This is a genomic window from Paenibacillus thiaminolyticus (assembly GCF_007066085.1).
Classification (GTDB): Bacteria; Bacillota; Bacilli; order Paenibacillales; family Paenibacillaceae; genus Paenibacillus_B; species Paenibacillus_B thiaminolyticus.
The window spans coordinates 4,407,449-4,432,568 of sequence record NZ_CP041405.1 but is presented as its reverse complement, the minus strand read 5'-3'; the positions used below and the strand labels follow the sequence as shown (position 1 = coordinate 4,432,568).

At 54.8% G+C, this 25,120-nt stretch carries 25 protein-coding genes and 1 riboswitch; of the genes, 14 read left to right on the top strand and 11 right to left on the bottom strand.

The annotated features are described in order from the left end of the window. Positions 1 to 25: 25 nt before the first annotated feature. A riboswitch (purine riboswitch) is annotated at positions 26 to 127 on the bottom strand. Positions 128 to 289: 162 nt separating this feature from the next. From FLT43_RS19755 to FLT43_RS19730, 6 genes are all read right to left on the bottom strand, one after another. After that, positions 290 to 1,351 carry a DUF7309 domain-containing protein gene (locus FLT43_RS19755; RefSeq protein WP_087443386.1) on the bottom strand — a complete coding sequence of 354 codons (1,062 nt, stop codon included), beginning with the start codon at positions 1,349 to 1,351 and terminating at the stop codon, positions 290 to 292. Between the two features lie 162 nt (positions 1,352 to 1,513). Next, the gene (gene folE / locus FLT43_RS19750) at positions 1,514 to 2,107 is read right to left on the bottom strand and encodes a GTP cyclohydrolase I FolE (RefSeq protein WP_087443338.1); all 594 of its coding nucleotides are present in this window, start codon (positions 2,105 to 2,107) and stop codon (positions 1,514 to 1,516) included. 53 nt (positions 2,108 to 2,160) lie between these two features. Continuing rightward, on the bottom strand, positions 2,161 to 2,367 hold the full coding sequence (locus FLT43_RS19745; protein ID WP_087443337.1) for a YneF family protein: 207 nt from the start codon (positions 2,365 to 2,367) through the stop codon (positions 2,161 to 2,163). A 210-nt stretch (positions 2,368 to 2,577) separates the two neighbouring features. Beyond that, positions 2,578 to 4,311 carry a tRNA epoxyqueuosine(34) reductase QueG gene (queG, locus tag FLT43_RS30565; protein WP_087443336.1) on the bottom strand — a complete coding sequence of 578 codons (1,734 nt, stop codon included), beginning with the start codon at positions 4,309 to 4,311 and terminating at the stop codon, positions 2,578 to 2,580. Positions 4,312 to 4,500: 189 nt separating this feature from the next. Beyond that, a complete protein-coding gene (locus FLT43_RS19735) occupies positions 4,501 to 5,052 on the bottom strand; it encodes a DUF402 domain-containing protein (RefSeq protein WP_087443335.1) in 552 nt (183 codons plus the stop codon). A 128-nt stretch (positions 5,053 to 5,180) separates the two neighbouring features. After that, complete coding sequence (locus FLT43_RS19730; protein WP_087443334.1) at positions 5,181 to 5,618, bottom strand: GNAT family N-acetyltransferase; 438 nt, start codon at positions 5,616 to 5,618, stop codon at positions 5,181 to 5,183. A 453-nt stretch (positions 5,619 to 6,071) separates the two neighbouring features. Here FLT43_RS19730 and FLT43_RS19725 point away from each other — a divergent pair, with 453 nt between their 5' ends. After that, the gene (locus tag FLT43_RS19725) at positions 6,072 to 6,686 is read left to right on the top strand and encodes a superoxide dismutase (protein WP_087443333.1); all 615 of its coding nucleotides are present in this window, start codon (positions 6,072 to 6,074) and stop codon (positions 6,684 to 6,686) included. Positions 6,687 to 6,719: 33 nt separating this feature from the next. On the opposite strand, the gene FLT43_RS19720 is transcribed toward FLT43_RS19725, so the two are convergent. Beyond that, positions 6,720 to 7,406, bottom strand: coding sequence for a TVP38/TMEM64 family protein (locus tag FLT43_RS19720; protein WP_087443332.1), 687 nt, complete (start codon positions 7,404 to 7,406; stop codon positions 6,720 to 6,722). A gap of 337 nt (positions 7,407 to 7,743) precedes the next feature. Here FLT43_RS19720 and FLT43_RS19715 point away from each other — a divergent pair, with 337 nt between their 5' ends. The 5 genes from FLT43_RS19715 to FLT43_RS19695 all read left to right on the top strand — a co-directional run bounded on the left by FLT43_RS19715 (position 7,744) and on the right by FLT43_RS19695 (position 13,142). Next, positions 7,744 to 8,403 carry a chromate transporter gene (locus tag FLT43_RS19715; protein ID WP_087443331.1) on the top strand — a complete coding sequence of 220 codons (660 nt, stop codon included), beginning with the start codon at positions 7,744 to 7,746 and terminating at the stop codon, positions 8,401 to 8,403. A gap of 40 nt (positions 8,404 to 8,443) precedes the next feature. Further along, the gene (locus tag FLT43_RS19710) at positions 8,444 to 8,980 is read left to right on the top strand and encodes a chromate transporter (protein WP_087443330.1); all 537 of its coding nucleotides are present in this window, start codon (positions 8,444 to 8,446) and stop codon (positions 8,978 to 8,980) included. Next, positions 8,973 to 10,211, top strand: a complete 1,239-nt coding sequence (locus FLT43_RS19705; RefSeq protein WP_087443329.1) for an ROK family protein — start codon at positions 8,973 to 8,975, stop codon at positions 10,209 to 10,211. Before FLT43_RS19710 ends, FLT43_RS19705 begins: the two co-directional genes overlap by 8 nt. A 148-nt stretch (positions 10,212 to 10,359) precedes the next feature. After that, positions 10,360 to 11,475 carry a formylglycine-generating enzyme family protein gene (locus FLT43_RS19700; protein ID WP_087443328.1) on the top strand — a complete coding sequence of 372 codons (1,116 nt, stop codon included), beginning with the start codon at positions 10,360 to 10,362 and terminating at the stop codon, positions 11,473 to 11,475. Between the two features lie 707 nt (positions 11,476 to 12,182). Beyond that, positions 12,183 to 13,142, top strand: coding sequence for a transposase (locus tag FLT43_RS19695; RefSeq protein ID WP_087443327.1), 960 nt, complete (start codon positions 12,183 to 12,185; stop codon positions 13,140 to 13,142). A gap of 703 nt (positions 13,143 to 13,845) precedes the next feature. Here the strand turns inward: FLT43_RS19695 and def are convergent. Together def and mutY are read right to left on the bottom strand one after the other, a co-directional pair. Then, positions 13,846 to 14,361 carry a peptide deformylase gene (gene def, locus FLT43_RS19690; RefSeq protein ID WP_087443326.1) on the bottom strand — a complete coding sequence of 172 codons (516 nt, stop codon included), beginning with the start codon at positions 14,359 to 14,361 and terminating at the stop codon, positions 13,846 to 13,848. Between the two features lie 110 nt (positions 14,362 to 14,471). Further along, positions 14,472 to 15,587: an A/G-specific adenine glycosylase gene (gene mutY / locus FLT43_RS19685; RefSeq protein ID WP_087443325.1), complete on the bottom strand. Its 1,116-nt coding sequence runs from the start codon at positions 15,585 to 15,587 to the stop codon at positions 14,472 to 14,474. Positions 15,588 to 15,925: 338 nt separating this feature from the next. On the opposite strand from mutY, the gene FLT43_RS19680 reads away from it, so the two are divergent. The 4 genes from FLT43_RS19680 to FLT43_RS19665 all read left to right on the top strand — a co-directional run bounded on the left by FLT43_RS19680 (position 15,926) and on the right by FLT43_RS19665 (position 18,072). Beyond that, positions 15,926 to 16,744: a sulfite exporter TauE/SafE family protein gene (locus FLT43_RS19680; RefSeq protein WP_206108728.1), complete on the top strand. Its 819-nt coding sequence runs from the start codon at positions 15,926 to 15,928 to the stop codon at positions 16,742 to 16,744. Next, on the top strand, positions 16,741 to 17,115 hold the full coding sequence (locus FLT43_RS19675) for a DUF1634 domain-containing protein (RefSeq protein ID WP_087443323.1): 375 nt from the start codon (positions 16,741 to 16,743) through the stop codon (positions 17,113 to 17,115). The genes FLT43_RS19680 and FLT43_RS19675 overlap by 4 nt, the downstream gene beginning before the upstream one ends. 21 nt (positions 17,116 to 17,136) lie before the next feature. Beyond that, positions 17,137 to 17,613, top strand: coding sequence for a chromate efflux transcriptional regulator ChrS (locus FLT43_RS19670; protein ID WP_087443322.1), 477 nt, complete (start codon positions 17,137 to 17,139; stop codon positions 17,611 to 17,613). A gap of 117 nt (positions 17,614 to 17,730) precedes the next feature. Further along, complete coding sequence (locus tag FLT43_RS19665; protein ID WP_087443321.1) at positions 17,731 to 18,072, top strand: c-type cytochrome; 342 nt, start codon at positions 17,731 to 17,733, stop codon at positions 18,070 to 18,072. 141 nt (positions 18,073 to 18,213) lie between these two features. On the opposite strand, the gene FLT43_RS19660 is transcribed toward FLT43_RS19665, so the two are convergent. Together FLT43_RS19660 and FLT43_RS19655 are read right to left on the bottom strand one after the other, a co-directional pair. Further along, positions 18,214 to 19,713 carry a sensor histidine kinase gene (locus tag FLT43_RS19660; RefSeq protein WP_087443320.1) on the bottom strand — a complete coding sequence of 500 codons (1,500 nt, stop codon included), beginning with the start codon at positions 19,711 to 19,713 and terminating at the stop codon, positions 18,214 to 18,216. Further along, positions 19,710 to 20,375, bottom strand: a complete 666-nt coding sequence (locus FLT43_RS19655) for a response regulator transcription factor (RefSeq protein ID WP_087443319.1) — start codon at positions 20,373 to 20,375, stop codon at positions 19,710 to 19,712. The genes FLT43_RS19660 and FLT43_RS19655 overlap by 4 nt, the downstream gene beginning before the upstream one ends. A 205-nt stretch (positions 20,376 to 20,580) precedes the next feature. Here FLT43_RS19655 and FLT43_RS19650 point away from each other — a divergent pair, with 205 nt between their 5' ends. From FLT43_RS19650 to FLT43_RS19635, 4 genes are all read left to right on the top strand, one after another. Then, complete coding sequence (locus tag FLT43_RS19650) at positions 20,581 to 21,450, top strand: carbohydrate ABC transporter permease (RefSeq protein ID WP_174818166.1); 870 nt, start codon at positions 20,581 to 20,583, stop codon at positions 21,448 to 21,450. Between the two features lie 33 nt (positions 21,451 to 21,483). Then, positions 21,484 to 22,386 (top strand): carbohydrate ABC transporter permease, encoded by a 903-nt coding sequence (locus FLT43_RS19645; protein WP_087443318.1) that lies wholly within the window; start codon positions 21,484 to 21,486, stop codon positions 22,384 to 22,386. 80 nt (positions 22,387 to 22,466) lie between these two features. Further along, complete coding sequence (locus tag FLT43_RS19640; protein WP_087443317.1) at positions 22,467 to 23,624, top strand: efflux RND transporter periplasmic adaptor subunit; 1,158 nt, start codon at positions 22,467 to 22,469, stop codon at positions 23,622 to 23,624. A 43-nt stretch (positions 23,625 to 23,667) separates the two neighbouring features. After that, positions 23,668 to 25,050 (top strand): ABC transporter substrate-binding protein, encoded by a 1,383-nt coding sequence (locus FLT43_RS19635; protein ID WP_164776331.1) that lies wholly within the window; start codon positions 23,668 to 23,670, stop codon positions 25,048 to 25,050. Positions 25,051 to 25,120: the final 70 nt, after the last annotated feature.

Sequence of the window (25,120 nt, the reverse complement as noted above, 5' to 3'; positions counted from 1 at the left end):
GTCCCAGCGGGGAGCCATCCTCCGCGGCAGGCATTCTCTTCCTCGTAGTCAAACTATTTACGGTAGTTTGGTAGAGACGGTTGGACCCTATTTCCAAAATTATACGAAGAATATAATATTTAATTCTCTACATTGTATCGACCGGGCCTATTTCCGTCAATGGATGCAAACGAAGTAAAAAGATGCCAGGCCCAACAATCGGCCATAATCAAAAAACGGGCCAGTTGAAGGATATCCTTAACTGGCCCGCTGGCTGCCGCGCATTCTGCAAGAACACCCGGCATAGCAATCAAGATTCGTGGTTAGCAAAATAGTCGAACAGATCTGCCTGTGCTTCCTCCAGATAGACGAGGCGCGGCTCGCGTTCGATTTTGATCTTTAGGCGCTGCGCCGTCTTCTCGAACAAATCGAGACCTTCGTTCGACCGGATAATAAGCTTTTGCGGGCGCGCCCCTTTCTCCTCGATTAACTGAATCATATGATCAATGAATTCCTGCTCGAAATTCCCTTCATAAGCGACATGGAAGCCGACCGCGCTGCGGGTCTGGCGATCCACCCACAGACAGAGCCTCGGGTAATACGGCCGCTCGGCCTCGCCCTGCACCGCGACAGGGGCGAAGAAATAATCGGTCTCCCACTGTCCCCGCTTCTCCGGAATGCGGCGCACAAGGTCCATCAGCTTCGCGTCATCGCTGTATTCATACTTCGCCGGGCGCTTCAGGACGAACTCGGGATCGCGCCAGCCTTCGCTCCATTCCCCGTTCTCCTGCGCGCGGACCAACAGCTGCCCGGAGACCGGCGGCACGAACAGCTGCTCGTCCTTCTTGCATCGAGCAGCCAGCTCCACCGCTTGCTCCAAGGCGTTCGTCAGGAAGCAGACCTGCTTCCGGTCAAGCGTCCATGGTACAAGCCCCGGATCGTAAGCCCGGAACAGCGGCCAAGCATTGCGGCCGCGGAAGCGGAAGCCAAGCTCTTTGATTTGCGCCAGATCCTGCTTGTCCAGCTCGGTCCGATCCTCGAACGTCACCATGATGCATTTTTGCCGGTTCAGCCAAGCATAAGGCTCATCCCGATCCAGCATCATATCCTGCAGGCTCTCCAGACCTTCGCCTCCGCGAAAGACAGCCAGGCCGAACAACTCTTCGTTCGAACCCATGATCGTGCAATAGCCGACCTCTCCATCCTCCGGGTTGCACACGCCGAAGATCTCGGCATCGGACACCCACTTCCAGCTTCCTTGCTTCTTGAAGGCTGCCGCCGCTTCATAGAGGCGATGCCATTCCGCCTGTTCTTCGGTTAATTCCACCGCTTCTTCCTTGCGTTCCATCTGTTCTACATCCGTCTTTGTCATAGAATTCCCTTCGTCCTCCTCTTCCATGCTGCGCTCTGCCGCAAGCGCTCCTCAATCCCAAAACGCCGCATCTCTCTATACCTTCTTGCAGGCCAAGCAAAAAACCCGCCCCTTTGCCCGGAACGGGTTCCATTGGTTCTGCTCAAACCCTAAAGCACCAATTTACTGCTTAATCAGTGACAAAAATTCCGCGCGCTGCGCCGCATCGTCCTTGAAGCTGCCCCGCGTCGACATCGTAACCGTCTTGCTGCCAGGCTTCTTGACGCCGCGGGAACACATGCACAAATGCTCGCCCTCGACAACCACCATCACGCCATGCGGCTTTAACACTTCTTCCATAATATCCGCGATACTCGCCGTGACCCGCTCCTGCACCTGCAGACGGCGCGTGACTGCTTCGACCAGCCGCGCCAGCTTGCTCAGGCCGGCCACCTGTCCGCTTGGAATATAGCCGATATGCACCTTGCCGAAGAACGGCGCCATATGATGCTCGCACAAGCTGTAATACGTTATGTCCTTGACGATGACAAGCTCCTCATGGGCTTCGTCGAAGGTAACCCCGAGCACGTCGCGCGGGTCAACCTCATACCCGCCGAAGATCTCCTCGTACATGCGGGTGACACGCGCCGGCGTCTCCTGCAGACCTTCCCGATCGACATCCTCGCCGATCAGCCTCAAAATTTCTTTTACGTGATGTTCGATCTTCTCGCGATTCTCACCGACTTTTGAATTAACATAGTCTTTCAAGCCAGCCATAATTGTGCCTCCTCCCGCCTGCCGTGCCCATGGACGCGGGCAGTTCCGTTATTTCATTTTCTCTTTTTTTGCTGCATCATTTTCTGTGCTTGCTGCATCTGCTTCGCATTCAAATTATAGCCCATTTGCTTTGCCATTTTTTGAAGCATTTGCGGATCCGATTGCATCTTCTCCATCTGCTTGCGCAAGTAGAACACTCCGCCGGCAAAGCCGATAATGAGGCCTACGATGAGTGCGATTATCCCTACAACCCAAATCATCTGCTTATGGTCACCCCAACAAAAAAATTAGTTACATGAGCTAATTCACAAAACGCCTTTCATTGCATATCTTGCAAACCGGCATTGTGAACACTCACTTCGATCTATCCGTGAGAAGGCATGGCTTCGCGGAACTCGTCCGCCATTATGATAGCATGTCCCTTCCAATATGACAAACGAATGGAATCTATCCGGGGTTGCCCCTGTGTCTCATTGCCCGCAAGACACGCCCTCAAGACGAAGCAGCGTGACTTTCTTGTCCATGCCGCCGCCATATCCGACCAGCTGTCCGTCGGCACCGATCACGCGGTGGCAAGGCACGATAATGGAGAGCGGATTGCGATTATTCGCTCCGCCGACGGCCCGTACCGCCCCCGGATTGCCGATCGCTTCCGCGATCTGCTTATAGGACCGGGTCTCCCCATAAGGGATGCCGGTCAAGGCTTGCCATACCTGACGCTGGAACGGTGTCCCCTGGATATCCAGCGTCAGATCGAATTCGCGCCGCGTTCCCGCGAAATACTCCTCCAACTGGCGCTTGGCCGCCTGCAGCCGCTCCGGATGGCGCTGCAGCACGACGCGGCCGTAGCTGCGGGCTGCCCGCCGCTGCAGCCCCTCGGCCACCGACAACGCGTCTCCGAACTCGATCGCGAACAATCCAGTCGCGGTCGCGGCCAACGTCAGCGGCCCAAGCGGGCTCTCCATCTCTTGCACATACAGCGGCTCATGCTGAGCTTCGGCGCGCTCCTGCGCTTGCATCACAGCTTCCTTCACCTTCGGCTCCTCCTCGCGGCTTAGCGCCGCCTTCAATATTCGCTTGGCGTCCGGACCGGAGATCTGGCCGAGGGCCCATGCCGCCGCGGCGCGGATATCCGGCCGCTCATCCGTGCGCAGCAGCCCTTCCAGGGCCGGGACGGCCTGGCGGTCGCGGAAATTGCCGAGCGCCGCAATCGCGTTGCGCTGGATCGGCTTCTTCCCGCGCCACGCCGCCGCGCTGCTGCCGAACCGGGACTTGAATTCCCGGTTCGACAGCGACAGCAGCGGCACGAGCAGCGGCTTCGCCTGCTCCGGATCCGGCTGCATCTCGGCATGATGGGTCCAATTCAGCCCGCGGTTCTTCGGGCATACGATCTGACAGGTATCGCAGCCATACAGCCGGTTGCCTATCTTGACCATCATCTCATGCGGCAGCATCTCCTTCGACTGCGTCTGGAACGAGATGCAGCGCTGCGCATTCAGCTGCCCCGGACCGGCGAAGGCTGCTGTCGGGCAGGCATCGAGGCAGCGTGTGCACTCCCCGCAATCCTCGGTCAACGGGTGATCGGGCGGCAGCGGCAGATTCGTAATCATTTCCCCCAAGTAAATCCACGATCCCCACTTCGGGGAAATAATCGAGCAGTTTTTGCCGCTGAAGCCGATGCCGGAACGCTCGGCGACCGCCCGGTCGCACATCTCGCCGGTGTCGACCATGCTCTTCACCCGCACCTCCGGCACCCTCTCGCGCAGGAACTGCTCCAGCCGCTGCAGCCGATCCCTCAGCACATGGTGGTAATCCAATCCCCATGCGGTCCGGGCGAACATTCCTCTGTAAGCCCCCGCCTCCGACTTCGGACCGGCCTCCATCTTGGATGGATAAGCAACCGCAATCGCGATAATGGAGCGCGCCCCGTCCAGCAGCAGCGCCGGCTGCGTCCGCTTGTCCAGATCCGGCTCCTCGAAGCCGGATGCATAGCCTTGATCGATAGAATGCTGCAGGCGCGCCTTCAATTCGGTGAACGGGTCTGCCGTCGTGAAGCCGATCTGGTCAATACCCATGGAAGCCGCTGCATCCATAATCTCCTGCTTGAGCCGCTGCCAGCGTTCCGCTTCCCGGATCGCATTGGCCTCGGGCGCTTGATCTGTTCCGCATGGAGTCCATCGTTTCGTTTGCTTTTGTTCCGCCATCCCGTTCACCTCCTTCATTGATACCGCTGCGCGGATCGCGCCGCTCTAAATGCAGAACGGCCCCCTAGCTCCGGGTACCGGATTCCCCAGAGCAGGCGCCGCTCCTGTTACGGTCTGACTTCCCTGCATTTCCATTCATCCCTGCCGCATTCCTTGCTCCCCCGGCCTCCAGCCTGCATAGGAATTCCCTCATTCCGGCTGGATCGCCTGCTTCCAGTCTTCGTAGTACCGGCGCACCTCATCGTCCCAGAACGGAGGCCGGCGATGCCGAATCCGTTCCAGCACCGCGTCCAGGCCGGCGCTAATCTTGCGCTCCACCAGATCAGGATAGTGGTACACATGCCGGTTCTGTTCATACTCGTCCTGGTCCACCACATTCACCTGGCCGCCGGGCATCTGAATGACGTCCAGATCGTAATCGATATAGGTGAAAATGTTGTCCGTGCGATATGGCGGCGAGGCAATATTGCAGTAGTAGCGAATGCCGTGATCCTCAATCAGCGCCACCACATTGAACCACTGCTTCGGAATGAGGAACGTAACGGCAGGAATTTTGCTGTTCCATTGCTTCCCGTCCGCTTCCCTGATCGGTGTCTGGCTGTTAATCAGCACGAACATTCCTTCAGCAGCATGCTCGGGATGCACGAGCGAGGAGGGAACGATCCAGTTCTCCAGCCACATCCGGTGCAAATGGCCATCGTGTTTGAAACTTTTCACAAGGGCTTTCTCATAACGTTCCATACGTTTTCCTCGGCTTTACTTCATTTCTCATCACTTATTATTAATAGAAAAGCATATCTTCACCCCGATTGCAACGGTTGTAAAGATATGCCTTCCCATTCGACGACAAATGTTCAATTTAGAGACAGCTAGCCGGCAACAATCCGAAGCTGCTTCAATGAACGCAAGACATGCTGGGCCCCGTATCCCAATGCCTCGAACCAAGGCAATACGAATTCCGTATGCTCATCCGCAGCAATCATAATGTTGCGGACCTTGCGCTGCTGGAATCTCTGTTCCATTCCGGCGACAAGCCCTTTGCCTACGCCTTGGTTGCGGAATTCCGGGTGCACCGCCAGACGATAATAGTACCCGTTGTTGCGATCGATGGTGCCGATAGCCAGCCCGACCATGATCGTCTCCCCATTCGGGTTCTCCTGTTCCGCGATGAGCACAAGCTCTCCGTCCAAGGACAACTGGCGCGCAAAGGCATCCAGTGTCTTCTCGCAGCATTCCTCGGACAACGATTCCTTCAATAACTGAGTAGCCGGCAAATAATCCGCCAAACGAAAGGATCGAACGTTCATGTCTTACTCTCCCTCATCCTGAGCTTGGTGTAAAATATACGGTTCTCTTCTCTATCTGTGAACAAACAGTCTACGCCAACGGACATCCTTTTTGCTCTCATTCCATTATATATAGTATTTACAAATACGACAAAAATCGCGAAATTCCTTCTTTATCATTCAGATTCCAGGAAAAACGCCGAAAAAACACGGTTTTTCTCGTGTAAGCGTTTTATATAAAGCGTTTACATTACTTTAGGGTCCATAGGTATAAAAAATTGGCAAATGTGCCAATTTTGTGACCATTGTTTTGAAGCATGTGCTACGTTTGAAAGCCTCATGTAATGGGTAATGATATAAAGTCAGCGTCCTATGACAAAGCTCTGACTTTTGAAACATTTATGTTGATTTATTAGCCCGACTCATGGTTAAATGAGAATATATCACTTACATATTTTTTGGGAGGAATGAACGATGGCACACCAATTACCAGCTCTTCCGTATGCGAACAATGCTCTTGAGCCTCACATTGACGAGACGACGATGATGATTCACCATGACCGTCACCACAACACCTATGTGACGAACCTGAATGCGGCATTGGAGTCTGCACCTGAATTGCAGTCCAAATCCGTTGAGGAACTCATCTCCGATCTGAACAGCGTGCCTGAGAGCATCCGTACGGCAGTCCGCAACAACGGCGGCGGCCACGCGAACCACTCCCTGTTCTGGGAGACAATCGGACCGAACGGCGGCGGACAGCCGTCCGGCAAGTTGGCTGAAGCAATCGACAAGGAGCTTGGCGGATTCGACAAGTTCAAGGAAGATTTCGCGAAGGCAGCTACGACTCGCTTCGGCTCCGGCTGGGCTTGGCTGGCAGTCGATAAGGACGGCAAGCTGTCCGTATCCAGCACGCCGAACCAAGACAGCCCGCTGATGGAAGGCAAGACTCCGCTTCTCGGCCTGGACGTATGGGAGCATGCATACTACCTGAAATATCAGAACAAGCGCCCAGATTACATCGCTGCGTTCTGGAACGTCGTCAACTGGCCGGCAGTTGAGAAGAACTACGAAGCCGCTACAAAATAAGGAATGAAATAAGGGACAGTCCCTCGGGTCTTATCAGACCTTGGGGACGGTCCCTTTTTGCATGTCCGTGCCGGACCGTTCCTTCTGCTCCTTCCGGCGCCGGCTCGCCCGATAACGGTATGCCGCATACATTCCGCCCGCCATCGCCGCATAGAGAAGCAGGACAGCCGGAATCTTCATGCCGTCCTCCAACAGCTGCTCCCCGATGAAAGCAAAGACCAGCATCACCGGCAGCTTGCCTGCCGCTGTAGCGAGCAAAAAAGAGACGAACGGCACAGACACAAGCGCCGCATATACGTTGATCGCGATAGCAGGGAGTACCGGAATCGTACGGGCGATGAAGATGGATGTCACCGGGTGATGTTCCATCGTGGCGTTCAGCTTGTGCAGCAGTGCGACCCGATCCAGATAGCGCCTGCCCTGCTCCTTCCAACCATGCCGAACCCCAAGGAACATGACGGCCGCCCCCAGCGTCGAAGCGGCTGTGTTCATCAACCCGCCCAGCCAGAGTCCGTACGCGGCTCCCATAATGCCCCCGACGACGCCGAATGGGATAACGGGAAAAAGAGAAGCAATCGACGCTAGGACGAACATTTGCACAGCGGTAGCCGCATCCCGGGAGGACTTCAAGCTCTCTATCCATTGAAGCAGCTCCTCGCGCCAGAACCAGACTCCGGCCATAGCCAGCATATAGATGGCGGCGGTGGCCCATTTCCCCATGCCTTCACCTCTCTTTTCTCTAACGGTACAAACCCTTATTCATTCTATTGCAAAATGTCCCCATAATCTATTTCTCCTAACTTGTATGACCTAGAGTATGGTCAGACGGCACCGCCGTATAGGCGCGAAGCCCTATCATTCTGCAATCATTTTATCATAACGAATGAAAGAGCGGTTATCATTCTCCGTCCTCCTCTTCCAAGCCGGTCCATAACAGGTTTTTTCTTGGAAATAACGCCTTTTCTCTTTTAACTTTATTCCATTTTGAATAAAAGTCGGTTATACTAGCAAAAGAGGCATAGCAAAGCCTATCAGCCACAAGAATGGGGATGAAGCGATGAGCGACACTCCGAACGCCGGAAAATCACCGGGATATCCCGCTCTTCTTTTGCAATTATTTATTACGTTTCTCAAAATCGGCCCGACCACCTTCGGCGGCGGGTATGCGATTCTGCCGGTCATCGACCGGGAAGTGACCCAGAAGCGCCAATGGCTCGGGGCGCAGGAAATGGGGGAAATCACCGCCTTGTCCGGGGCCGCCCCCGGGGGAATCGGCCTAAATGTTGCCGGTCTTGTCGGCTACCGGATTGCCGGCCTTCCCGGCCTCATCGTAGCCATTGCGGGCATTGCCATGCCCACCGTCTTCATTATGCTCGCGCTCGGAATGACAGCCGCTTGGTTCCGCACCAACCCTTACGTGCAAGGAGCACTTGCAGGCATTAAACCGACGGTCATCGCCCTGATCGTATACGCCGCCTTCCGCATGGGGAAAGATGCCTTGCGCCACGTCTTCGGCTGGACGGTATCCTTATTGTCCGTCGCCCTGCTGCTGTGGACCCCGTTCAATCCGATTGCCGTGCTTGCCATCGGAGCGGCTGCCGGCCTCGTATCGGAATGGTTCCGGCACCGCAGATTACGCCGGCATGACGGCCCCTATGCCGCCTCTTCTCTCCATCCGCCTTCCTCCTCCCGGCAGGTCAAGCGGGAACAAGGATAGACGATATCAATCCCGAATCGGCCAGAAAGAAGGATGCAGCATGCTATGGGACTTATTTTGGACGTTTTTCAAGCTGGGCTTCGTCTCGTTCGGCGGCGGCTATGCCATGCTGCCGGTGATCGAGCATGAAGCGCTAAGCCACCAATGGCTGACCGCCTCGCAATATACGGAAGCCGTTGCCTTGGCTGGCATGGCTCCCGGACCTATCGCGATGAACAGCGCCGTATACGTTGGCTATACCGCGGCGGGCTGGCCGGGCAGCCTCATGGCCGCGTTCGGCATCGCACTGCCGTCGGCCATCATCATGTTCGTCGTTGCCATATTTTTCCACCGCGTGTATGATAATCATTGGGTGCAGTCCGCATTGGACGGCATGAAGCCGGCTGTCGTGGCGCTGATTGCATTGGCGGCCGTCAACATGACGCGGGGCGCAGGCTACCTGGATGGCTGGACGATCAGTTCGGCCTGGCCGGTCATTTTGTTTATCACGGCCTTGTTCGCACTGATTTGGCTTCGATTGCATCCAATCACGGTCATTATATTGTCTGGAATAGTGGGGATGGTAATCTATGGGTAACGTATTGGAGCAACGCATCCCTTCCAAAAAGGGAAAAGAACTGTTTCAACGGATTCGCCGGGCGCCGGAAATATCGAAAAATGATTTGGTCAGCGACAGCGGGCTTACCGTCAGCACGCTGACCCGTGTACTGGAGGAGCTGACGGCGCTCGGCCTTATTGTAGAGAGCGGCTTCGGCGCCTCCACGGGCGGACGGCGTCCAATCTTGTACCGTGTTCGCGCAGAATACGGCTATGCCTTTGGTCTCGACATCTCCCGGACCTCTTCCCGGCTCGTCCTGCTGGACACGGCCGGACAGATGAAGGCGGTCCACGTCATCGAGATGAACGACCAGATGACGCCGGATCGGCTAACCGAGCGTGTGGCGGCTCATATTCATACATGGATGGACGAGTACCGGCTGAATTCGGACACGGCACTCGGTCTTGGCATTGGCGCTGTCGGACCGCTCAACCGGTTTGACGGCGTCATTTTGCAACCAGAGTACTTCCCTGCGCCCGGCTGGGAGAACGTCCCTATCGTCGCCGAGCTCGAACGGCAGCTGCAGCTGCCCGTGCTGCTGGACAATGGCGCGAATACCGCCATCCGGGCCGAGGCATGGGCGAACCGCTCCATGGATGTGCGCCACATGCTGTACGTTCATGTCGGGATCGGCCTCCGCTCGGCGATGATGTCCGACGGCAAGCTCATCTATGGAGCCGTTGATATGGAAGGGGCGCTCGGCCAAATGATCATTCAGGCCGACGGCATCCCTAACCGCTCCGCGAACGGCAATTATGGCTGCCTCGACTCCTATGCCACCATTTACGCGCTGGAGCGCGAGGCGAACGCGATGCTTCGCATCGGCCGGCGCAGCCTGCTGGAACATATCGTGCCCCGCGGAGAGCCCGCCGGGTTCCCGCATATTATCGAGGCGCTGAAGAAGCACGATCCGCTCGTTACCGAACTGGTTACCCAAGCGGCAACCTACTTCGGGGTCGGCCTTGCCAACCTGCTCAATGTGCTCCATCCGGAGCGCGTCGTGCTGGGCGGACCGTTCATGAATAGTAACGATCTCTATTTCTATACCGCGACGCAGACAGCGATTCGCAAAACCTATCATTACCCGCAATATCAGGTCGTCTTCAGCAAGGGCAGCTACGGCGAAGAAGCCCTTGCCGTCGGCGGAGCGCTCATGGTGCTGGATCAGCTGACGGCGCCCGTCCCGCCTTCCCAGGCGATGCACATGTAGCACAATACCAAGGCCTATAAACACTAGAGTGCACATCGCACATACCAAGCACGCAGCAACGCACAATATGAACACGACATAGACCGTAAAATACAGTTTACAATCGTATTGTCCAAGCGATTCTATTTCAGCCAAGGAGGCGATCACGATGACTCAGATCAACCAACATCCGGACGATTCACCGCGGCCTTGCTGCTCCGCAGCACGCGGCACCTCCCTCTCGGCAGAACCACCAGCCGGAGATCGCCTGAACGAATCACCCCGTCCCGACTGTTCCGGCCTGCATGCCTCCGCTTCTTCAACGGGCCTGGACAATACGGGGGCTGCCGTCTCGCTGGACGAGTCGGCCCAGGCCGCACGGAAGCTGCTGGCCACTTTGGACGGAGGAACTCCGCCGCGTCCGTCCCTTAATAGCTTCATCCTCCTGGAAGGCGGCACCTTCGCCATGGGCTCGGAGGATGCCGAGTCGTTCCCGGCGGACGGGGAAGGACCAATCCGGGAAGTGACGGTCGGCCCCTTCCGGATTGCTCCTTATGCCGTCACCAATGAAGAATTCGCCCGCTTCGTCGCAGCCACGGGCTATGTAACCGAAGCGGAGCGCTTCGGCTGGTCCTACGTCTTCCATCTGCTGGCTCCCGATCTGGAGGAGAAGCACATCATCGGCCGCCCGCAGGGAACCCCCTGGTGGCTTGGCGTTCGCCAGGCCTGCTGGCATCGTCCGGAAGGCCCCGGCACTAGCGTCGCCGAACGGATGAACCATCCCGTCATCCACGTGTCATGGCATGATGCCCAGGCCTACTGCGAATGGGCCGGTACGCGCCTCCCCACCGAGAGCGAGTGGGAGTTCGCCGCCCGCGGCGGACTGGAACGCCGACGCTATCCTTGGGGCGATCTGCTGAAGCCGGACGGGGATCATCGCTGCAACATATGGCAGGGCAAATTCCCCGTCAAAAACAACGCCAGCGACGGATACATCGCCACCGCTCCCGTCGACGCCTTCGAGCCGAACGGCTACGGGCTGTACAACGTCGCCGGCAACGTATGGGAATGGTGCGCGGATTGGTTCACCGCCAACCCGGACGAGCGCGGCCCGGCCGTTCAGCCTCGCGGACCAGAGACAGGAGCGGAACGCGTCATGAAGGGCGGCTCCTACCTATGCCACAAATCATACTGTAACCGCTACCGCGTCGGCGCACGGAGCAAAAACACCCCCGACAGCTCAACCGGCAACCTCGGCTTCCGCTGCGCAGCCGACGCCCCCTGATTCCTTTTCACGAAAATGCCCTTGCTGCCGCAGAGAGTCACACCATTAGCCGGAGGCCTCCTTGCCTCCGGTTTTTTTGCCGTTTACTTGAGAGCCTTCGCCCCCCCTGGGCTGCTTACCTTCCGTTGTCCCGCCTATTGGCCACTCCCGTTGTCCTCCTATTGCTGACTCCCGCCGTCACAGTCAAATACCTCCGCCACACCCGGCCATCAAGCACGTTACTCCTCAGCACCACCCTGGCAATGCCGAACTTCGACCCTGCCCACGTCTGAGTTCACTAGTGAGTTCACGTTAGCATCTATTAACATCGCCTATTTCCCTGTATTTCCCTTTTTGCTTTGCCCAGACGTTCCTTCTTGTCGAATCACACAGTGCCTATATTTATGTCCTTTTGTCCATTATCCCCTCCACTCAAGCTGATTCAACGGGATAGTGACGCAAAGGCAATAGATAGGCATTCATTTCAAAAAAGTATGCTTGTTATCGATGAAACATCTCACCTTACGTCTTTTAACATGGCTTCTAACACAGCTTCGGAAAGTAAAGTATTAGGGGGTTAAAGTTCTTCAGATAGGAAGATAAAGAGCGGAGACGGTAACGACCAATTTATTGGATTAATTTTCAAACAATTACTTGAAACAAGAACGTTAGTTCGGTATAATGGTGCAGGAATGTATGTTCCCGTATTTTTCGAGGAGGGAAACGGTATGAGCAGCTGGGAGTCGATTCATAGCGTGGAAGAACTACTCCAATTGTTACATAACGAAGCCGAGATCAATTCTTTCTTGTTTCATATGAAGTGGCCTTCTGGGTTTGTATGCCCGCGTTGCCATCATGGGGAGGCTTATGTCATCAAGACTCGTCGGCTGCCTCTGTATGATTGCCGCGCATGCCGCCATCAGACTTCCCTTATAGCAGGAACGATAATGGAGGGAAGCCGTACGGCGCTATGGAAGTGGCTTACGGCAATCTGGCTCGTCTCTCGTACCGACCTGTCTTTCAATGCGGTTCAACTCCGGTCCCTCATTCAAGTAACTTATAAGACGGCCTGGTCAATGCTTCATAAGATTCGAACGGCCATTAGCCGTGCCGACACTGCTCAACCATTGGAGGGAGCGGTGCATGGCATCGTCGCTTTCTATGGTCGTCCCTTTTATTCGCCTATCCTTCTCCATGAGCGCGAGAGCCCGATCATTGTTGCTGAGTCCGGCATCGCGGAGTCCGCCAATTCTGATTCCACCAACTCCGATTCCGCCAATTCACTTTCTGTTATAGAAATGAACGAACAAGTCACCCATACCCGGAGGATTAAGATGAAGATCGTTGACCGGATGCATTGCTCCGGCAAATCGCTCTTGCGCACAGGCTGCGATGAATTCGCCAAGCTGCATGCCCATTGCGATTCTACCGTCTCCATTACTCGTTATTACTTCCACGTCCGGCGCAAGGGCTTCCTGTATCAGACATTTAAGCGTGCCTGGCAATGGATGAATAATACGTTTCACGGCATTGGATCTACTTACCTCCAACTGTACTTGGATGAGTTCTGTTTCCGCCATAATGCAGCAGCCGATGGAACAGCATCGCGGAGCAATTTATTGCGTTCATGCTTGTCGTTCCGTAATGCGCGTGGCTCGAACACCTCTTATGTAATTCCCGCTGCATAGGCAGTTGTTGATGTCATAAAACTATGCATATGGTTGAAACGCCCTTCTATTGCACGATGACAATAGGCCATTCGTTCGGATGCCCATCTGCATGTATCTTCTGCATGCCCATAACGCGGCCCTCGCCTTGCGAGCGTCGATGCGCTGCCTACGGGTTTTCAATCCCCAAGGCTAGTCTCGCCACATTCAACTGGGCGGAGCTTCACCTTTAGGGGGTCCATCAACGATCACTCTGCCGTTTCGTTTACTTCTTCTTTGGATTTGGTCTCCTGATTGCTTTGGGTGATAAATGGTGCGCTTCAACTAAAAAAGAAGGTAGTTTTTTATATGGGAACACGCCTGCCCGATGATGCGATGAATGGCGATGACTGCGATTAGACTAGGCACGGTAAGGTTGATATACTGCAGTTTTGTGCTCCGAAAAATTTTTCAGTTGGCGCCATTGTGAAGTAGCAAGAACGCCGCCGCCGCTACCGTACCCCTTTTTTCTGATTGGATGGGATAATGGCCAAAAGAGCTCTAAACCCTACTGTTCTGTACGGTGTCCCTCAACCAAAAAATTGAGGTCTTCCCATACTCCATGTCGTCCCGGCCGGAGAGGACTGGGCCGTTACTTCCCCCGTTTCCCTGCGTACAGCCGGTTCTGCCCAATCTGTTCAATCGGCTCAATCTCCTTCTTCTCCTGGAAATAAGCCTATATCTATTATTGCCTGTTCGAGAGACGAATCACGTCGAGCAGTGAGACATATTGATGGGTGGCTTCGTGGACGAGATGGCTGTCAGTCACATGGTCAATGAACAGCTTTCCGTCCAGATGGTCCATCTCATGCTGGATGCAGCGGGCCAGGAGGTTTTCTCCCTCCAGCGTGACTGTCTCTCCGTTGCGATCCATGCTGCTGATTTTGACGTACTGATATCGCTTTACGCGGCCGTAATAACCGGGATAGGATAGGCACCCTTCCATCCCATCTTCTTCCCCCTCAGCCTCCAGGAGCTGCGGGTTAATCAATTCGATCAGCCCATCGCCGCAGTCCATGACGAGCACGCGCCGGAGCACGCCGATTTGCGGCGCGGCCAGGCCTGCCCGGCCAGGGCGGGCATAGAGGGTATCTTTCAAATCATCCAGCAGCGCCAAAATCCGGCAGTTCACCTCGGTAACAGGACGGCATACTTTGCGTAGTATCGGATCTCCAAAAGGAAGGATTTCTCGTTGAGCCATAAACACACTCACCCTCATTTCAAATCGAAAAGGCAGGATGACGTCTACCGTCGGCCTGCCTTTTCGTAATGGTGCTATTATATCATAGGTTCGCTGCAGAAATAAAAATACTATCCGTTCTGTCCTCGCTCGGCGAAATATGCATGCAATAGTCGTAAAAATAAGTTCGGGAACGCCAGCCGCTCCATCTCTTCCGGCCCGATCCAAGCATATTTGCCGCCGGTAATCGCGTCTGGCGCCTCCTCGATTACGCAGCGGTACACGCGCATCTGCCAGTGGATATGGCTGAACGTATGCTCGGCGTCGGTCCAATGCCCGAGCGGCCGCAGCCGTACGCCCTCCGGCTGCAGTCCGTGCCGCAGCGCCCCCATCGCTTCTTCCTCGCGCAAATCGAGCAGTCCTCCCGTCTTCGGGGCCAGTAAATGGGGCAGCTCCCACATGCGGGCCAACAGTCCGGTGTCCGGGCGCTGGCGCACCAGCACCTTGCCCGCATGCTCCCCTGCGCCTTCCACGATGGCTGCATAGCGAAGCTCCGGCTTCGGCGGCTTCGCCTTCGTCTTCACCGGCAGCATCAACTCCTCGCCGGCAATCCGCCCGGCACAATGCTCCATGACCGGGCATGGCAGGCACGCCGGGGATTTGGGCGTGCAGACGAGCGCGCCCAGCTCCATCAGCGCCTGGTTGAATTCCGAGGCACAGCCCTCCGGAATCAATTCCTGCGCCAGATGCTCCATATGCGCGCGGGTGCCGGCCTTGGCGATGTCGTCATGCAGGCGGAAGTAACGCGACAGCACCCGCATGACATTGCCATCGACGGCCGGCTCGGGCCGGTTGAACGCGATGCTCATAATTGCACCCGTGGTATACGGCCCGATACCCTTCAAGGCTGAAACCTTGGCCTTGTCGTCCGGGATGCTGCCGCCGTATTGCTCCTTGACTTCACGCGCGGCAGCTTGAAGATTGCGGGCTCGGGAATAGTAGCCGAGCCCTTCCCATGCCTTCAGCACCTCTTCTTCCGCTGCTTCGGCCAGCGCCTCGACCGTCGGGAAAAGAGCGATGAATCGCTCGAAGTAAGGCTTGACGGTCTCGACGCGAGTCTGCTGGAGCATAATTTCCGATACCCATGTATAATACGGATTCGAATGGCGCCGCCAAGGCAGATCCCGCCGGTTCGCACGGTACCAACTCAGCAGCTCCCGGCTGAAATAACGTTTTTGCTCGTTCATGACGGCCTCCCGTTCTCGTTTGTTAAAATTAAGGATCTTACTTTTTAACGATCTTAACGATAAACAACCTTACGCATTTGTTCAATCCCCTCCCCCGCTTTTTTGCCGCATCCCGATAGACTGACGAGCAGCCCTCACACAAAATAGAAAGCGTTTTTCCCCAATAACCAACAAAACGAAGTGATTATGTGATATATTTGTACACATCGTAATATAACCAAGGGTTTTTATTTCGCAATGATGGAATATCGCTGTTTTCCCGACAAAATAATTATCCTTGGTCTCCGTTTATACTATCTTAGAAAGGAGATGCGTTCGTGACTCTCTTTGCTTTTGAAATGCTGCTGATTTCCGTCTTCGCCGGAATCGTCGGCTCCGTGCTTGGGCTGGGCGGTGGCATTATTGTCACTCCCGCATTGACGCTGCTGTTCGGCGTCGACATTAATCATGCCATCGGAGCCAGCATTATCTCCGTCATCGCGACGTCCAGCGGCTCTGCTATCGCTTATATCAAAGACCGGATTACGAATCTCCGCGTCGGCATGTTCCTTGAAATTGCGACGACGGTAGGCGCCATTACCGGTGCTTTTTTGGGGGCGATTATCGCGCCTGACTGGCTCTATGTCATCTTCGGCTTGCTGCTGCTGTACTCTGCCTTGGCCATGCTGAAGAAGGGCAAGTCCGACCTGCCTGCCGAAGTCGAACCCCATCCGTTGGCGACGAAGCTGAATCTGCACAGCCATTATTATGACAAGGCGATTCAGCAGGAAGTGCATTATCAGGTCGCCAACCCTTACGGCGGCTTCGGCGTCATGTACGGCGCAGGCGTCATCTCGGGCCTGCTCGGCATCGGCAGCGGAAGCTTCAAGGTTATGGCCATGGATCTGTTCATGAAGCTGCCGCTCAAAGTATCCAGCGCAACCAGCAATCTGATGATGGGGGTAACGGCGGCGGCCAGTGCCGGCGTCTACCTGTTCCGGGGCGACATCGATCCCGTCATCTCCGCTCCGGTCGCCCTCGGCGTCTTGATTGGAGCCACCCTGGGCACACGCATTATGCAGCGCTTGAAAAATAAGACGATTCGCAAGCTTTTCGTACCGATACTGGCCTATGTCGCCATCCAAATGATTATACAAGGGTTAGGTGGTAAAGGATGAACGAACCGAAGGATAAAGAGAAGGAAATGCTTGATGTGGAGGCCGCAGTCAGTTCATTTTTGCGAATCGGCGTCCTGACGAGCGCGGCCGTTATCGTGACCGGACTCATTCTGTTCCTAATTACGGGAGTGAGCGGCTACCCGGAGGGTGAATATCCGACCACCGTCACGACGATGATACAAGGCATCGCCGCCGGCAAAGCCTACGCGATTATGATGGGCGGCTTGCTGCTTCTCATCATGACCCCGGTCGTGCGGGTTTTTATTTCGATCTTCGTCTTTGCCAAAGAGAAAGACTATATGTACGTCGCTATCACATCGCTCGTCTTCGTCATTCTGATGATAAGTCTGGCGATAGGCAGAGCAGGCTAACGAACTTGAGGAGGTGTTCGCATGTTCTCCTTCGACGATATCCCCCCTTCATCGCTCGATGAGATTGATAAGATGATCTTGTCGGCGCTGCACAGCAACAGCCGGATCTCGTATACCGATCTGGCCAAGAAGGTCAACCTGTCCCGTGTGGCCGTACAGGCCCGGGTACAGGCGATGATAGAAGACGGTTTATTGGAGAAATTCACGATCGTCATCAATCCGGAAAAATTGGGCATCCGGGTGTCGGCTTTTTTCAATGTCGAGGTGGAGCCCCAATACTTGATGAAGGTCGCAGAGCAATTAGCGAATGAGTCCTGCGTGACGAGCCTGTATCATATGACGGGCCCGAGCAAGCTGCATATGCATGGGCTGTTCGCTTCGAACCGGGAGATGGAGCAATTTCTGCAAGAGAAGCTGTACCCCCTTCCCGGCATTATGAGCGTGGAGACGCAAATTTTGATCAAGCGGTATAAGAGCCGGATGGGCATGAAGCTGTAGGCCAGTTGTGAACCTTCTGCAACATTGTGGCGGAAAGCTTGCTTTTGGAGGAATTCCTTTCCTATACTGAGTACAAGATCATAGACAATTCGGAAAGTACGGGAAAGGAAGGGGTCCATGCGTACACGCAAATTATCGGCGCGCGCCGCGGCATGCGGAGCGCTGCTGCTCGGAATCAGCACGCTGCTTGCCGCTTGCGGCGGATCGTCGTCCGCCTCAACGCTGGAAGGGCCGGAGGAAGCCGTCGCTGTCTACAAGCAGCGCTGCATGCAATGTCACGGCGATGCACTGCAAGGCATGATGGGGCCGGAATCGAACCTGCAAAAGGTCGGGGAACGGCTGTCGAAGGAAGACATCGTGAATATGATCAATAACGGGGGCACCCGCATGCCTGCGCAGCGCCACATCGATCCGGAGGACATTGACAAGGTCGCCGAGTGGCTGGCCGGAAAAAAGTAGCTGAGCATGGTTAGAGGAACGGCTCGAGGAACGGTTCGAGGCACGGCTCGTGCGGCTCGAGGTGCGGCTGCCGGGCCGGACAGGCATAACGCAGACGGAAGCGTAGAATACGCTCCTGTCTGCGTTTTGTGTTGATGGCTGTTAAGAGGTTGATGCGACAGGCAACGTAAAGGTCAGCATAACGCCGCCCTCGATATTGGCAATGGAATACCGGCTCTGATGCCGATCGAGCAGATGCTTGACAATTGATAAGCCGATGCCATTGCCCCCTCCCTGGCTGCTGCTGCCTGATGTATCCGCACGATAGAACGCATCCCACAAATGAGGAAGATGCTCTTCGGCGATCGGCTGGCCTTCATTCTGGACGTCAATCCGGACGAATCCGGGGTCATCGCCGCATTGCACCCGAATGTCGATCCGCCCTCCCTCCGGGGTATGGTGAATCGCGTTCGTCAACATATTTGTGACGATTTGCTCCAGCCGCTGCGGATCGGACCGCACCATAACCTCATCCTCCGGCAGCCAGTCCAATCGCAAGTGCCGGCCCGGAGCAAGCGATTCCACCGATTGCATCACGTACGCCAGCGTGGAGTAAAGCGGAACGTTGCTCCACCGGAGATCGAAGTGCCCGCTTTCCAGTTGGGACAGGTCCAGCAGATCCTTCACAAGGCGGGACATCCGCTCCGCTTCATTCACGATGACCGAGGCGTACTTGTCCCGCTTCGCTCCTTGGCCCACATTGTCGCGGAGCATTTCCGCGTACCCTTGAATCAGACTGACTGGCGTCTTCAGCTCGTGAGACACGTTGGCGACGAACCGCTTCCGCAGCAGCTCCAGCCGCTTCTCCTTCTCGATATCGCGATGCAGCTGTTCGTTCGCAGCCTGCAATTCGCCCATCGTGCCGTTCAACTCGGTGGCCAAATAGTCAAAGGTGGCGGCCAGCTCCCCGATCTCATCGTCGCGCTTCATCTCGGTGCGCACGGAGAAATCGAGCCGCGCCAGCCGCTTCGCCATCTCGTTCAGCTTGACGAGCGGCCGGGAGATCATGCGCGTGAACAGAAAAGCAAAGCCGAGCAGCGGAATAACCGCCGCAAGGAAAAAATAGCGGTAGAACCCGCCCAGCAAGGAAGCGGCATCGGACACGGGCTGCGGCGATGAAAACGTATATATATACTCCTGTCTTTCTCCTTCCTCCGAGATTGGCGCCAAGGCAGCCCAGCACTTCCCGTCACCTTCCCCGTCTAAGAACACAACAGCAGTTCCGTCCCGCCCCTGCATATCCTTCAATTTGTTCATGCTTGGAGTAATGCAATTTAGATACGGCGGAGTCCCTTCGTCGGGCCAATTGCTCAGAAGCTTCGCTAGCCTGCCCTCCTTCCTTTCGATGATAGTCCAGGAATAATGCTCCCGATCGAACTTGGCGATCCGTTCTAGCCAATCGCTATCGGACTTCATTTCTCGAATTTCCTCGTACATGCCGTGAAAGTCCTTCTCCAACTTGGCCGCCCGCACCTTCAGCGAATAGTCCTCGAAAAAGAGCAATTGCAAAACCATGAACAGCGCAGTGAACGCCAGGAAGCCGACGGCCGTAATCCAGTATACTTTTTTCGCCAAGCTCCAAGCCCGTATTCGTTTTTTCATCGGTATTTATACCCGTTCCCTCTCACGGTGACGATGCGCCCCGCTTCATCGCCCAGCTTGCGGCGCAGCCGCTTGATGTGCGTGTCTACCGTGCGCACGTCTCCATAATAATCCATCCCCCACACCCGATCGAGGATGATATCGCGGGTCAACACTTGATTGGGATGATCGGCTAGGCAACGAAGCAGCTCAAATTCTTTCGAGGTCAATGGAAGCTCGATTCCATCCTTGCGTACCTCGCGCGCCGTATCGTCAATGACCAATTGGTCGTTGCCGCTCAGCCCTTCCGCCTCTTCGTTTTTCCAGCGGTTCAGGAGCACGCGGATCTTGGCCGATAGCACCTTCAGACTGAACGGCTTCGTCACATAGTCATCGGCGCCGTAACTATAGCCCGTCAACTCGTCCTCTTCTTCCGCCTTCGCCGTCAGCATGACGATAATCGCATCGGATTGAGCTCGAATCTCCTCGCAGACTTCAAATCCATCCTTCCCCGGCATCATCACATCGAGGACGACCAGATCTATCGGCTGGCTGTCTATCAAGTTGACCGCCTCTTCTCCTCCCCCGGCTTGAAGCACATCATATCCTTCGTCTTCCAAAAAATCGGAAATCAATTCACGCATCAGCGGCTCATCATCAACAACGAGTATGGTATGAATCATCTTTATTTGTTATCTCCTTCTGCTTCATGAACGTTTATCCTGCCCCGCTCCCCCTTGTCAGTCAAGCGCTCCGCGGACTCAGTCGCATCTCTGCCTCACGATAGAGGTCCAGCACTCACAGCACACTTGCCACACGACTGACACAAAGGAGAAGTAAGCTATAATCTGCGCGATAGAATTCACCAATCATTATGGAGGACGGGATATGAGATTGCAACACAAGCTGCGCAGCGATGCTGCCGTCGCATTTGTTTTTTTGGCGCCCAGCCTGATCGGCTTTTCGCTCTTCTATATCATCCCTTTTGCGATCGGAGCGGTCTACTCCTTCCAAGACGGATCGCAGGCCGGTCACTTCGTCGGCCTGGCCAATTATGCGGACTTGTTGCGCAGCGAATCGTTCCGTAAAGCAACATGGAATACGCTCTGGTTCACGTCCGTCAGCGTTCCCGTCATGGTCGTCTGCTCGCTGCTGATCGCGGCGGCCCTGAACCGGCAAGTATACTTCCGCAGTTGGCTGCGTATGGCGTACGTCATGCCCCTCGTCGTGCCGGTCGCCTCGGTTGTTCTCGTCTGGCAGACCTTATTCGACTGGAACGGGGGTCTCAATCATCTGCTGGAGCTATGGGGCATGGATCGCGTGGATTGGCTCAATTCGGCCTGGGCCAGGGCAGTCGTGTTGTTTCTCTATATTTGGAAAAATATGGGTTACAATGTTATCCTGTTCCTCGCCGGCTTGCAGCAAATTCCTGCAGATTATTATGAGGTCGCCCGTCTGGAGGGCGCGTCCAGAATGCGCCAGTTTTCGATTACATTGGTCTATCTGGTTCCCACAATGTTTTTCGTGGTCATCATGTCGATCATGCAATCATTCAAAGTATTCCGTGAAACTTACTTGCTCTCAGGCGATTATCCGCATGACAGCATTTATATGCTGCAGCATTACATGAACAATATGTTCTCTGCGCTGGACATTCAGAAGCTGACCTCTGCAGCGATACTGATGGTTGCCGCCATCTGGATCATCGTCGCCGCGCTGTTCCGGGGAGAAAAATGGTTCCGCGGCTTCATGGATTGAAGAAGGGAGAAGCATGTAAAGGAGGTGAGAAGCATGAGTCAAGGCAATGTGCGACCCGGTGACGCCGCCCGGTCGGAAAGAAAGGTCTTTCGGATAAGCACCTTGGTGAACACCGTCATTCTGGCGCTCTTCGCCAGCCTGTTCCTGATGCCTGTCCTCTTGACAGCCGTCAACTCTATCATGACCGAACAGGAGATCCAGCTGAATAACGCTGCTCTCGGACAATTGGACGCCGATACCTTCGTCAATCTGAAATGGATCCCGGACACGGTCTCCCTGGAGCAATTCAAGACGATTCTCATCGGCACTCCGCAATTTCTGCGCATGTTCTGGAATTCAGTCTTCCTGGTCGTGCCGATGATTCTCGGACAAGCCGTTGTGGCCAGCCTGGCGGCGTATGCCTTCACGAAGCTGCGCTTCCGCGGGCGGGATGCGCTATTCTACGTCTATTTGCTCACGATGCTGATGCCGTTCCAGGTGACGATGGTTCCGAACTATATCGTGGCCGATTGGCTAGGATGGATTAACACCCCGGCCTCCATCATCGGGCCAGGCATCTTCGCCGCATTCGGGGTCTTTCTAATGAGGCAGTTCCTGATGAATATTCCGTACGCCTATATCGAAGCAGGCAAAATGGACGGAGCCGGGCATCTCCGCATCTTTACGTCGATCCTTCTTCCGATGATCAAGCCGGGAGCGGCGGCGCTCGTGCTGCTTTTATTCGTCGATTACTGGAATATGGTCGAGCAGCCGCTCATTTTTTTGCATGACACGATCAAGCAGCCGCTTTCCGTCTACTTGTCCCGACTGCGAGGCGACTATATCGGCATCGCCTACGCCTCTTCGGTTATCTATATGGCGCCGATGATTCTCTTGTTCCTGAATGCGGAGCCTTACTTCATCAAAGGGGTGCAACTATCGGGAATAAAGGGTTGACGCAGCTGGCGGGAATCTGACATCTTGCAGCATGCCGGACCGCAAATTCAAACAATTCTCTTACCGAGGAGGGACCGCCGTTGGATAGCAAAGCAGTTGAGGGCCGCATGCGGCGGATTTTGCTCATCGCATTTGTCATATCCCTCGTCTTGCTGACACTGTTCAGCAAGACTATTCAGAGCTTCACGCTCCCCGCTGTCGTGACGACCGCCCCGGAGACGGGCCAATTGAAGATGACGATTGAGGGAGAAGGCAAATTGCGCCCCGCAGACCAGATCGAAGTGAAAAACGAAAAGGGCCTGGAGCTCGCGCGCCTCGCCGTAAAGGAGGGATCACGGGTCAATAAGGGGGATATTATCGCAGAGTATAATAATGGGACGCTGGAGCGCCAAATCAGAGATGCAGAAGCTCAGCTGCAGAAGAGCAAAATCAACGCCGACAAGTTGAAAGAACAATTCATTCAGGCCCGTATCGCGGGAGATGAGTTACAGATCCGCGAAGCAGAGAGGGCGATTGAACTGGATCGCATCGAGCAACAGATTCAAAGCCAACAACTCGCCGATCTGAGAGAAGATTTAAGCAATCATAGATACGAACGGGCACCTTTCGGCGGCATTATCACCGAAGTGAAAGCCTCGGTTGAGGATGCGACGTCCCCCGGTCAGACGATTGCCGTGCTGATGAGAGAGAAAGACGGATATGAGTTTTCCTTCACGCTGCCGGAGCACGAAGCAAAGTGGCTGGAGGAAGGAGAGTCCGTTGATGTGCAACTCACAGGAAAAACCGGCCACCGCCTCAACGGCGCCATTCATTCGATTGATATCGGGGACCCGCAAGCACCCTCTACGGGGACAAGCGTTCCGGGCAGCGATAATAGCGCCGGTGAGTCTGCGGCCGGATCCGCCGCTACCGTCACAATTCGGATTCCAGCAGCGGCGGAAGGCATCAAGCCGGAATCCGGCATGAGAGCCAAGATCTCGATCGAAAAGAAATCGGAGCAAACAGGCTTCCTGATTCAGTCGAAGTGGCTGAAGCAGGACATGGACGGAACCTATCTATTCCTCGTTAAGGAGACACTCGGCGCCTTCGGCAATGAGTACATCGTCTATAAGGCAGCCGTCAACGTGCTGGCCGATTCGGGAGAGCAATCGCTCGTCCAGGGCCTTACCTCCAAAGATAACATTATTACCGAGACGAGCGAGCCCCTGAAAGAAGGCAACCGAGTCCGCGTCAAGTAGCATGGCAGTAAAGACGCAACCATCGCAAATGCAGGAGGAGAATATGATGAGCATGAGAATAAAAAAGAGGAACATAAACACCTATATAGTATGTACTTTCACCATTTTGTCGCTATTCTTGTCGGCATGCAACGGCACATCGGAGGGAACATCCGGCGACTCCTCAGGCAAGAAGCAGATCGTTCTAGCGACGATGAGTCAAAACCGCTTCCTCGACTTCGCCAAGGAGAAATACGAAGCGTTGCACCCCGATATTGAAATTGTGTACAAAGTATATCAAGAAATGGATATTAGAGAAATGGGAAACATGGCACAAATATCCATGCCATCAAAGGAGGACCAGGAGAAATATATCTCTACCATCAATACGGAGATGATGTCGGGCGCGGGCCCGGATATCCTGGACACGACAGAGCTTCCCGTCGACAAATATAAAGAAAAAAACATGCTTGCCAACCTCTACGACATGATGGATCAAGATCAAGACTTTAACAAAAATGAATACTTCCAAAATATATGGAAAAGCACAGAGTTGGATGGCGGGCTCTATACATTTCCGGTCAATTTTTTACTGGAAATGCTCAGTGCCAACGATGAGCTGCTGAAGCAGGGCGGAGTACAGCTTCAAGAGCCGTTGTCCTGGGATGATATCCTGACAGCGACGGAACAAGTAAGACAAGCGGTTGGCAACGATGTTTCTGCCATCAGTGAGAGTTCGCCCGAAGACTTGGCGAGTGAGTTGGTCAGTCTGTATTATTCGCAGCTGGTGGATTCAAAGAACAAAAAAGCCTACTTCGATTCCGATGATTCCCGCCGGTTGATCTTGAAGGTGAAGGAAATATTTGATAGAGGGTTCGCTTGGTCCGGCATGTCCGACATCCAGAGTATGGAGGATTTTTCCGAAAAGATGAAACTTACTATTTTCTCTCCATCCTATATTTCGGATCCAACGTCTTTCGCTTTAAGTGACACATTATACAGCCAGCCCTCTTTCGATGGCAAGAACGAGGAATTAGCATTTCGGACATCGCTGAATTTGGGACTCAACGCGAACTCGGCCATGAAGCAAGAGGCGTGGGATTTCTTGAAGTTCCTCGTGTCCGAAGAAATGCAGCAAGCTCCTGCAAGGATTGGCCTGCCGATAAACAAACAGGTGTACAACGAGATGTTCGATCGTATGCTGGATGATGTCAAGAAGAACGGAAGCGTAACGACACCCCATGGAGAAGAGCCCGTTACGGTGACACCGGAGCAATTGGAGAGCATGCGGCCTCTTGCAGAGAAAGCAAATCAGAAATCGTCCGGGGATCCCAAAATATTGGATATATTCCGTACTGAAATCGCTCCCTACTTCGCCGGCCAGAAGTCGCTTGATGACGTCCTCCGTCTCATCCAGAGCAAAGTGACCACCTACCTGAACGAATAACGACCGCCTAATTCGCATCCTCTTCGGATATGGAACAGCCCCGTGCCTTGCATTAGGATACGGGGCTGTT